This window comes from Candidatus Sulfotelmatobacter sp., assembly GCA_035498555.1.
In the GTDB taxonomy this organism is placed as follows: Bacteria; Eisenbacteria; RBG-16-71-46; order RBG-16-71-46; family RBG-16-71-46; genus DATKAB01.
On record DATKAB010000055.1, the window covers coordinates 21,056 to 30,330 of the forward strand.

Annotated in this window: 8 protein-coding genes; 1 reads left to right on the forward strand and 7 read right to left on the reverse strand. The window is 68.7% G+C overall.

The annotated features are described in order from the left end of the window. Positions 1–34: 34 nt before the first annotated feature. Both VMJ70_05345 and alaS read right to left on the reverse strand, forming a co-directional pair. A complete protein-coding gene (locus tag VMJ70_05345) occupies positions 35–1,159 on the reverse strand; it encodes a glucose-1-phosphate thymidylyltransferase (GenBank protein HTO90536.1) in 1,125 nt (374 codons plus the stop codon). After that, complete coding sequence (gene alaS / locus VMJ70_05350) at positions 1,156–4,041, reverse strand: alanine--tRNA ligase (GenBank protein HTO90537.1); 2,886 nt, start codon at positions 4,039–4,041, stop codon at positions 1,156–1,158. Before alaS ends, VMJ70_05345 begins: the two co-directional genes overlap by 4 nt. Before the next feature lie 213 nt (positions 4,042–4,254). Here alaS and VMJ70_05355 point away from each other — a divergent pair, with 213 nt between their 5' ends. Continuing rightward, positions 4,255–4,875: a hypothetical protein gene (locus tag VMJ70_05355; protein HTO90538.1), complete on the forward strand. Its 621-nt coding sequence runs from the start codon at positions 4,255–4,257 to the stop codon at positions 4,873–4,875. An 80-nt stretch (positions 4,876–4,955) separates the two neighbouring features. Here VMJ70_05355 and VMJ70_05360 read toward each other — a convergent pair whose 3' ends face one another. The 5 genes from VMJ70_05360 to VMJ70_05380 all read right to left on the reverse strand — a co-directional run. Beyond that, positions 4,956–5,651, reverse strand: coding sequence for a VIT1/CCC1 transporter family protein (locus VMJ70_05360; protein ID HTO90539.1), 696 nt, complete (start codon positions 5,649–5,651; stop codon positions 4,956–4,958). A 99-nt stretch (positions 5,652–5,750) separates the two neighbouring features. Next, the gene (locus VMJ70_05365) at positions 5,751–6,179 is read right to left on the reverse strand and encodes an OsmC family protein (GenBank protein ID HTO90540.1); all 429 of its coding nucleotides are present in this window, start codon (positions 6,177–6,179) and stop codon (positions 5,751–5,753) included. A 58-nt stretch (positions 6,180–6,237) separates the two neighbouring features. After that, positions 6,238–6,714, reverse strand: coding sequence for a regulatory protein RecX (locus tag VMJ70_05370; protein HTO90541.1), 477 nt, complete (start codon positions 6,712–6,714; stop codon positions 6,238–6,240). Beyond that, positions 6,711–7,076 (reverse strand): hypothetical protein, encoded by a 366-nt coding sequence (locus VMJ70_05375; protein ID HTO90542.1) that lies wholly within the window; start codon positions 7,074–7,076, stop codon positions 6,711–6,713. Before VMJ70_05375 ends, VMJ70_05370 begins: the two co-directional genes overlap by 4 nt. Positions 7,077–7,169: 93 nt before the next feature. Beyond that, positions 7,170–9,275, reverse strand: a 2,106-nt coding sequence (locus tag VMJ70_05380) for an ATPase domain-containing protein (GenBank protein HTO90543.1), incomplete at its 5' end; no start/stop codon positions are given.

The window sequence follows — 9,275 nt, forward strand, 5'->3', positions numbered from 1 at the left end:
TTCGGCAGCTCCGCAGCGCCGATCCACGCCGGTTTCAGGCCAGCTCCAGGCGACTCGAATCGCCCAGCATCAGCCGGTGCGTTCGCGGCCGGCTGGCGCTCGCGCTCACCAGCACGTCCTTGCCGATCAGGCTCGACTCGATGCGCTGCGGCACGTGCAGGATGCGGCTGCGCTCGAGCACGATCGAGTGCTCGATTTCGCTGTGGACGATCTCGACGCCGTCGGCAATCGAGGTGAACGGGCCGATGTAGGCGTCGGCGATGCGGGCGTTGGCGCCAATCACCAGCGGCCCGCGCAGGCGCGAGCGTTCCACCACCGTGCCGCGCCCGATCGAGACCCGGCCCTCGATGGCGCTCCCTTCGTCGACGCGGCCTTCGACCTTCGGCTCGAGCCCGCCCAGCATCATGCGATTGCCTTCGAGCATGTCTTCGACCTTGCCGGTGTCCTTCCACCAGCCGCCGATCACGTGCGAGCGCACGCGCCGCCCTGCCTGGATCAGCCATTGAATCGCGTCGGTGATCTCGAGCTCGCCGCGCGCCGAGGGACGAATCGCGTTCACCGCCTCGAACACGCACTTGCTGAACAGATAGACGCCGACCAGCGCCAGATCGCTGCGCGGCTGCTTCGGCTTCTCCTCGAGCAGCGTGACGCGATCGCCTTCGAGCACCGCGACGCCGAATTCCTCGGGGTGCTTCACGTGAGCGAGCAGGATCTGCGCGTCGGGCTTCTCGGCTTCGAACTCGCGGACGAACGGAGTGATGCCGTCCTTGATCAGGTTGTCCCCCAGGTACATGACGAACGGCTCTCCGCCCATGTAGCCTTCGGCGATCTTGACGGCGTGCGCGAGCCCCAGCGGCGCCTCCTGCTCGATGTAGGTGACGCTAAGCCCGAACCGCGAGCCGTCGCCGACCGCGGCGCGGATCTCGGCCTGGCTGTTGACCATCACCGTCACCATCTCGCCGGTGCGATGATCGGGGCGCAGCATCTCGCGCGGATCGCTGACGATGATGCCGACTTCGCGAATGCCGGCGTCGCGAATCGCTTCGAGTCCGTAGAACAGCACCGGTTTGTTGGCCACCGGCACCAGCTGTTTGGCGCTGGTGTGAGTGATCGGGCGCAGCCGCGTGCCGCGGCCGCCGGCCAGGACGAGCGCCTTCACGCCAGCGCTTCCTTCAGCAGCCGGCGCGCTTCGTCGAGCGCCGCCTCGAGCCGACTCGCGTCCTTGCCGCCGGCCAGCGCCAGATGCGGCTTGCCGCCGCCCGAGCCGCCGGTCACCTGTGCCACCTTCTTCACCAGATCCGAAGCGTTGAGCTTCTTCTCGGCGACCAGATCGGCGGTCACGCTCGCCACGAACGTGAGCTTCTCACCGCTCCTGAGCGCCAGCACCGCGGCGCCGCGCTTCAGCGCGCCGCTCAGCTGGTCGGCTGCGTCGCGCACCGCGCCGGCGTCGGCTTCCGACTGAATCTGGGCCACCACCCACCGGCCGCCGGGAGCCGCGACCGCCTGGCCGGCGAGCTTCGCCATCTCGGCCTCGAGCCCGCCGCGCGCGGCTTCCGACTGCGCCTTCCTGAGCGTGGCGAGCACCTGCTTCAGGCCTTCGAGCGTCGCGGTCGACTCGTGCTCGAGCGCGCGCAACCTCTCGCGCACCACCGTGGCCGGTTCGTGGCCAACGCGAGCGACGAGCGCCGCGGCGCCGGCGCGAACCGATTCGACGGCGTCCTGCACCTGCGCTCGGCGCGCGGCACGGTCGCGCTCGGCGTTCTCGCCGGCCAACGCGCCGAGCTCGGCGTCGAGCTTCTCGCCCGCGGTGGCGAAGGCGTCGCCAAAGCGCGCGATCTCGCCGCGCAGGAACTGGTGGCTCTCTTCCCCACAGCGCGCTTCGACGCGCCGCACGCCGGCGGCGATCGCCGACTCCGCGACCAGCAGGAAGTCGCCGATCTCGCCGGTTCTCGAAACGTGCGTGCCGCCGCACAGCTCGAGGCTGGGCTCGATACCGAGCGCCGGAACGCCGTCCACCGTCACCATCCGCACCCGGGCGCCGTACTTCTCGCCGAACAGCGCCATCGCGCCGCGCCGCTTCGCCTCGTCGAGCGGCAGCTCCTGCCAGCTCACCTCGCGATTCGCGTGGACCCAATCGGCGACCCGCTTCTCGATGGTCGCGAGCTGTTCGGGCGACGGCCCCTCGAAGTGCGAGTAGTCGAAGCGCAGGCGATCGGGCGCCACCAGCGAGCCGGCCTGTTTCACGTGCGTTCCCAGCGTCGAGCGCAGCGCCGCGTGCAGCAGGTGCGTGGCGGTGTGATGGCGCATCACCGGAGCGCGCCATTCGCGCATGACGCGCCCGATCAGCTGCCCGCGCCGCCCGTGTTCGACGAGCGCTTCACGATCGACGGGCGCGAGCAGGAGCCGATGCACGATCGCGTCGCCCTCCTTGTACACGTGACTCACGCCCGCCGAGATCCTCCCGGCTTCGAGCGCGCCGCGATCCGCGACCTGCCCGCCCGATTCGGCGTAGAACGGCGTGCGATCGAGCACCACCTCGAAGTGGCCCTCCCCGCTCTCGCGCCAGCGGCGAAGCTGGATGCCGGTGGCGTCGAGGGTCTGATAGCCGAGGAATTCGGAGTCCGGGCCGCCCGTCACCTCGACCCACTGCTCTCGCGCCTCCGCCCCCTTCGCGAACTTGCTGGCGGCGCGGGCCCGCTCGCGCTGCTCGTCCATCGCGCGATCGAAGCCGGCGCGATCGACGGTGACCCCGCGTTGCGCGGCAATCTCCTCGGTCAGCTCGATCGGGAATCCGTAGGTGTCGTGGAGCACGAACGCCTCGCGTCCGTCGAGGCGATTGGCGACGCCTTCGAGCAGTTTTTCGAGCCGCGCGATGCCGGCCTCGAAGGTTTCGCCGAAGCCGGCCTCTTCGTGCTCGAGCACCCGCAGGATCTGAGCCCGATGCTCGACCAGCTCGCGATAGTGTCCGCCGAAAATGTCGATCGCCTGCCCGGCGACGGCGGCCAGGAACGTGGCATGGATGTCGAGCCCGGCCCGCGAGCGTCCGCGAGTGACGGCGCGACGCAGCAGGCGGCGGAGCACGTAGCCCGCGCCCTCGTTGCCGGGCAGCGCACCCTCCGCGATCGGGAAGGTGAGCGCGCGCACGTGGTCGGCGATGATGCGGGCGTCGCGAATCGCTGCATGCGAATCGCGCGGCTTCGGCGATCCCAGCTCGCGCACCGTTCGCACCATCGGCTCGAACACGTCGGTGTCGAAGATGATGCTCTTCTCCTGCACGATCATCGAGAGCCGCTCGATGCCCATGCCGGTATCGATGCCCGGGCGCGCCAGCGGCTTGAGCGTGCCGTCGGCCTGCGCGTCGAACTGCGGGAACACCAGGTTCCAGAACTCCATGTAGCGATCGCCGGGATCGCCGGGCCGTTCACCCCAGAACGCGCCGGGCGCCAGGTAGTCGGGGCGCCTCTCTCCCAGATCGAAGTAGATCTCGCTGCACGGGCCACACGCGCCCGCGCCGCCGGCAGGACCCCAGAAATTGTCCTTGCGGCCCAGCGGAACGATCCGGCTCTCCGCGAGCCCCACCTTCTTCCACAGCGCCACCGCTTCGTCGTCACGCGGCAGCGATCCCTCGCCCTCGAACACGGAGGCGTAGAGTCGACCCTTGGGAAGCCCCAGGACCTGGGTCACGAACTCCCAGGCCAGCGCGATCGCCTCTTCCTTGAAGTAAGCGCCGCGCTCGCGCGGCCCGAACGAGAAGTTGCCGAGCATCTCGAAGAACGTGCCGTGCCGCGGCGTCAGCCCGACGCTGTCGAGATCGGTGAGACGAAGGCACTTCTGCACCGAGACTGCGCGCGTGTAGGGCACGTCGCTGGCGGTGTAGTAGGGCTTGAACTGCACCATGCCGGCGGTGGTGAACAGCAGCGTCGGATCGTTCGGCACCAGCGGCGAGCTCGGCACCTCGGTGTGGCCGTGCTGGCGGAAGAAATCGAGGAACGCGCGGCGGAGCTGGGCGGCAGTGCGTGCGGTGGAGGTGGGCGAAGTCATCCGGGCTCCGACATGGGCGGCGCGGCGTCTCTCGGCAGAGGCGGCGCGGGAAGGTCAGGATGCAGAGACGCGACAAGATAGCGGAAACGGCCCTCGCGCGTCAGCGGCACGGTGTCCGGAATTCTCCCATTGCCTGGCGCGTGGCGAGGAGCCACCATTTCCATGCTGCCTCGGACCCGCAGGCACCACCCAACCCGGTGAAAGGAGTACCCCATGTCCCGGCCCGCACTGGTTCGATTCGCCCTCACCGCCCTCGCGCTTTGCTCACTCCACGTCGGCGCTCGCGCTTCGGGCTTCGATCTCATCTTCGCCGACTCGATCGAAGTGGTGGCGAGCCCGGGGGTCTCCGGTTTCAGCTACGGAAACGACATAGCGCTCATCGTGAATCGTGGCGCGACCGACATCGGACAAGCCGATCTGTCCGGGGCGACCTTCACGGTGTTGTCGTCCGATCCCAGCGTGGTGGGGCATGCGACCATCGCGAACTCCGCTTCACCGGTGACTCCGATCCACCCTCTCGAGGCGGTCGGTACCATGCTCCCCGGCAGCCCGCTGCTCGCGAAGGTGCTGCCCGGAGAAACGGCCCGAAACGTGTTCCCGATCGGCGTGTTCTGGCTCCTGGCCGATTTCCCGGTGGGGTACGTGGGGACTGTGGTCCTCAATCTGACGATGACGCTCCACGGCGAGATCGTCGAGTACTTCACGCTCATCCACTTCAGCCTGGGCCCCGAGTACCAGATCGCCGTGGTTCACGCGGGTCGCGCGAGCAGTCATCCGCTTCCGACCGCGGCGCGCCCCAGCAGTTGGGGAGCCCTCAAGCGGCTCTACCATTGAGCCGCGCGCACACTCGCGCTGAGCCGCGCGCACTTGCGCCGAGCAGGGCGCCCGCTGGCGCCGACGCTTTGCCGGCGCCCCTATTGCAGCAGCTTCGCGAGCCCGAACGCCGCCGCCGCGGCCAGGCCCCCGACCAGCACCGTCTGCAATCCGCTCTTGAGGGGCGAGACCCCGGTGAAGTGCCCCTTCACCCACCCGAACGCGAGCAGCGCGACCAGCGTGCACGCCACCGACACCTTGAGCGCGGCGTGCGCTTCGCGCATCAGCATGTAGGGGGCGAGCGGCACCAGGCCGCCGGCCACGTACGACGCGGCGATGGTCGCGGCGCTGGTCAGCGCGCGGCGCGGATTGGGTTCCTCGAGCCCCAGCTCGAAGCGCATCATGAAATCCACCCACGCCTTCGGCCGCTCGGTGAAAGCGCGCAGCACCGGCGCGATCTCGGCCTCGGTGAGCCCGTATTCGCGAAACACCACCGCCACTTCCTCGCGTTCGGCGTCGGGCTTCTCGACCACCTCCAGCTCTTCCCGGCGCTTCTCGCTCGCGTAGTGCTCGGCGTCGCCGCGCGCGGCCAGGTAGCCGCCCAGCCCCATTGCGATCGAGCCCGCCGCCACTTCGGCGAGCCCGGCGGTGACGACGATGCCGGTGGCCGCGACCGCCCCCGAGAGTCCGGCGGCGAGCGCGAAAGGCACGGTGAGCCCATCCGACATGCCGATCACGATGTCACGCACCGTGTCGCCGGCGGTGAAGTGCTTCTCGATGTGCGGTGTGGCGGGCATGGCTCCTCCTCAAGAAACGAGGCGCGGCGGTGGGCCGCGCCTCGGTGAGTCTGGGGCTGGTCGAACGCGGGGCACGAAATCGCCGCGCGAACCGAAACGCTACACGTTGACGGTCATCGCCAGCGAGATCCTCGTATTGCTCAGCAGCCGCGAGATCGGGCAGCCGGCCTTGGCGTCGTTGGCGGCCTTTTCGATCGCGCCCTTGCTCGCGCCCGGCGCATCCACCTCGAGGAACAGATCGCTCTTGGTCACGGTGGGCTTGCCGTCCACCGGCTCGAGCGTCACCTTGGCGGTGGTCTCGATGCGCTTCGCCGTGATGTTCGCCTTCCCGAGCTCGCCCGAGAGCGCCATCGAGAAACAGCCGGCGTGCGCGGCCGCGATCAGTTCCTCGGGATTGGTGCCCGGCGCCTCTTCGAAGCGCATGCGGAAATCGTAGGGAACGTTGCTGAGCGCCTTGCTGAGCGTGGTGAGACTGCCCTTCCCGTCCTTCAAGCCACCGCTCCAGACCGCCGTCGCCTGCCGAATCATGGTTCCTCCGTGGGGCTCGGAGCGCGGCACAAAGCCGCGCGTTGTGGACCGCGCCGGGCTATTCCTCTGCGCCGGCGCGCACGATCTGCTCGATCGTCTCGTAGGAGAACCCGCGGCGCAGCAGCAGCGCCGTCAGTCGCTGCCGTCGCGTGCGGGGATCGAGGGAAGCATAGCGACGCGCCGCCTGCTGCACCACCCGGCGGGCGGCGGCGGATTCGTCGACTGGGCCGGCCTCGCCCTGCTCGGCCGCGAAGCGCTCGCGGGCGGCGGCGATGTCGCCGGCCGAGACCCCGCGCCCGCGCAAGTCCTGCTCGAGCTTGCGCCAGCCGGCGGCTCGCCGGCCCCAGCGGCCGGCGATGTAGGCGCGGGCGTACTCGACGTCGTCCACCAGGCCGACTTCGGCGAGGCGATCGAGCGTCTCGGCGATGGTCGAGGGCTCGTAGCCCTTGTCGCGCAGGCGGCGCGCCAGATCGCCGCGTGTCCGCCGCTGGCGATCGAGCAGCCGGAGCGCCGCTTCGCGAGCCTCGGCGATCATGGCCGCCGCGTGCTGAGCGCCGCCTCGATCGCGGCGATCGCGGTGTCGGGATCGAGGACCTCGATGATCAGCTTCTTGTAGCGCTCGTGTTCGAGCGAGACCGCGATCGCGTGGTCGAGGTTCCGGACGTCCCAGTAGATGAACTCGCCGTCCTGGAAGAAGCAGCCGGCGCGAAACAGGTTGGGAATGCTGGTGCCCCACATCTTGATGCCGTTCAACCAGCCCATGCCGGGGAGGTTCTCGCGGCTCGCGCCCTTGATGTGCTCGATCGGAATGCGCAGCCGGCTGGTCAGGCCCCAGTGGCGATCCCAGCCCTGGACCTCGAACACCACCTTGTCGTCTTCGACGCTGATCTCGACCATGGTCTGGAGCTCTTGCGCGAGAATGAGTCGCCGAAAGCGGGCGGGCGCCGCGGGACCCACGCGGGTGGGTGCCTCTCGCGGCGCCCGATCTCCCTACCGCCTTCCGTCCTTCGCGACCATCGCGGGCGCGGGGCGCGCGGGTTGAGCCGCCGGTTTCCCGGGCGGAGCCGCTGGCGCGGCCGCGGTACCCGCGGCCGGCTTCGCCGCCGCGTTCGCGCCATTCGCGCCCTCAGCTGCCGGCGTTCCCGGCACCTTGAGCCCGAGCAGCGGAAACAGCTTCGCCTCGATCTTCGCGGCGACGTCCTTGTGCTCCTTGAGGTAGAGCCGCGCGTTCTCTCGACCCTGACCGATGCGTTCGTCGCCGAAGCTCATCCAGGTGCCCGCTTTCTGGACCACGCCCTTGTCCACCGCGTAGTCCAGCATCTCGCCTTCTCGTGAGATGCCCTCGTTGTAGAGGATGTCGAACTCGGCCTCGCGGAACGGCGCCGCCACCTTGTTCTTCACCACCTTGACTTTGGTGCGGTTGCCGATCGCGACCTCGGCCTCTTTCAGCGTCGCGATGCGCCGGATGTCGAGGCGCACCGAGGCGTAGAACTTGAGCGCGCGCCCCCCCGCGGTGGTCTCGGGCGAATTGTGAACCGCGACCCCGTCGACCAGGTAAGTGTGGAATCCCTCGACCTCGATGTCGAATCGATGCATCCCGCGCGTCTCGGGCTTCACGTACTTCTTCGTGATGCGCGCGGGGGCCGCACGAAGTTGGCGCCGTTCGTCCAAGCCGGTGTCGGAAGCCGCGGCCTCCCAACGAAACTTCCCGCGTTGAGAGGGATGGAGCTTGTAGGCGACCGACGGATGCACGTAGGGCGCGATCAGCGCGTGAAGCCGGGCGCTCTGTTCCGAGTTGAACCAGAATCCGCGCCCGTCATCGCGGGGACGGCCCACTCCGAGCCGTTCGAGCGCCTCGATCACGGCCTCGCGTGCCTGCTCGCCGAGCGACTTGTTGTAGAGCACGGCCTTCCCATTTCCCCACTTCTCGAACGAGCCGGCGAAGCTGCCGTCGTCGCCGTACCAGACCGCCAGGCCTCGCGCGTCGATCTTGTCGAGAAGAGTCGCGGTCGCGATGCGCCCACCATCGGAGTCGTACAGATCCCCGCGGAGTTCAGCGAGAAGAGGCATCGCCTTGGTGTCGAACCCGATTCCGTTTCCCATCTTCCCGAGCGCGTGTGAGAACGGCTGCAGCATCCGATGCTTCCATTCGACGTACTCGCGCTGCTCCGGGCCGTGAGCGACTCGGAACGCGGCGGTTTGAGAGCCGGTGGTCCGCAGTGATCCATCCCCGAGCCCGCTGCCCATCAGGAGCTGCAACTGATCCTCCGTGAGCGCAAAGTCCGTGACCGAGGTCATCACTTCATCGCCGACTTCGAGCTCACCCGCTGCAACCTCGCCATCCGGCGTGAAGATCATGTGATTCTCGGTGACGGCGAAGCACCGCCGGCCGGAAGAGCCGCCTTCGACCTCGAACTGAATGAAGTGATCCGCCGGACCGTTGTCGAACCAGTTCATCACGCGTCGGGGTTCGATCCGACCGCTGGCGGGGTCATAGGACAGCACTTCGACCGGCATGCGCTGGCTCACGATCTTGCCGATTTTCTCACTGGTGCCATCGGCGAGTTCCACGCGGGTGTCGTAGTGGAAACATCCGAACATGACGCCGATCTGCATGCGGATCTGGTTGATGAAGATCACGCAGGTGTTGCTCTTGTTGATCGAGCCGGTGAGCTTGCGCAGCGCCTGCGACATGAGCCGTGCCTGAAGGCCGACGTGCGAGTCGCCCATCTCGCCTTCGATCTCGGCGCGCGGCACCAGCGCCGCCACCGAGTCGATCACCACCACGTCCACGGCTCCCGAGCGCACCAGCTGATCGGCGATCTCGAGGGCCTCTTCGCCGGTGTCGGGCTGGGCCACGTGGAGGTTGTTGATGTCCACCCCCAGCTTCTGGGCGTACGCGGCATCGAGCGCGTGCTCGGCGTCGATGAACACGGCGTTGCCGCCATTGCGCTGGGCGTTGGCGATGATGGTGAGCGCCAGCGTGGTCTTGCCCGACGACTCGGGGCCGTAGATCTCGACCACGCGGCCGCGCGGCACTCCGCCCACGCCGAGCGCCAGGTCGAGCCCGACCGAGCCGGTCGAGATCACCTCGAT

Bases quoted from the DNA above. Each gene is read 5' to 3' on its own strand.
- alaS (HTO90537.1), bottom strand. From the start codon at position 4,041: ATGACTTCGCCCACCTCCACCGCACGCACTGCCGCCCAGCTCCGCCGC.
- VMJ70_05355 (HTO90538.1), top strand. From the start codon at position 4,255: ATGTCCCGGCCCGCACTGGTTCGATTCGCCCTCACCGCCCTCGCGCTT.
- VMJ70_05360 (HTO90539.1), bottom strand. From the start codon at position 5,651: ATGCCCGCCACACCGCACATCGAGAAGCACTTCACCGCCGGCGACACG.
- VMJ70_05365 (HTO90540.1), bottom strand. From the start codon at position 6,179: ATGATTCGGCAGGCGACGGCGGTCTGGAGCGGTGGCTTGAAGGACGGG.
- VMJ70_05370 (HTO90541.1), bottom strand. From the start codon at position 6,714: ATGATCGCCGAGGCTCGCGAAGCGGCGCTCCGGCTGCTCGATCGCCAG.
- VMJ70_05375 (HTO90542.1), bottom strand. From the start codon at position 7,076: ATGGTCGAGATCAGCGTCGAAGACGACAAGGTGGTGTTCGAGGTCCAG.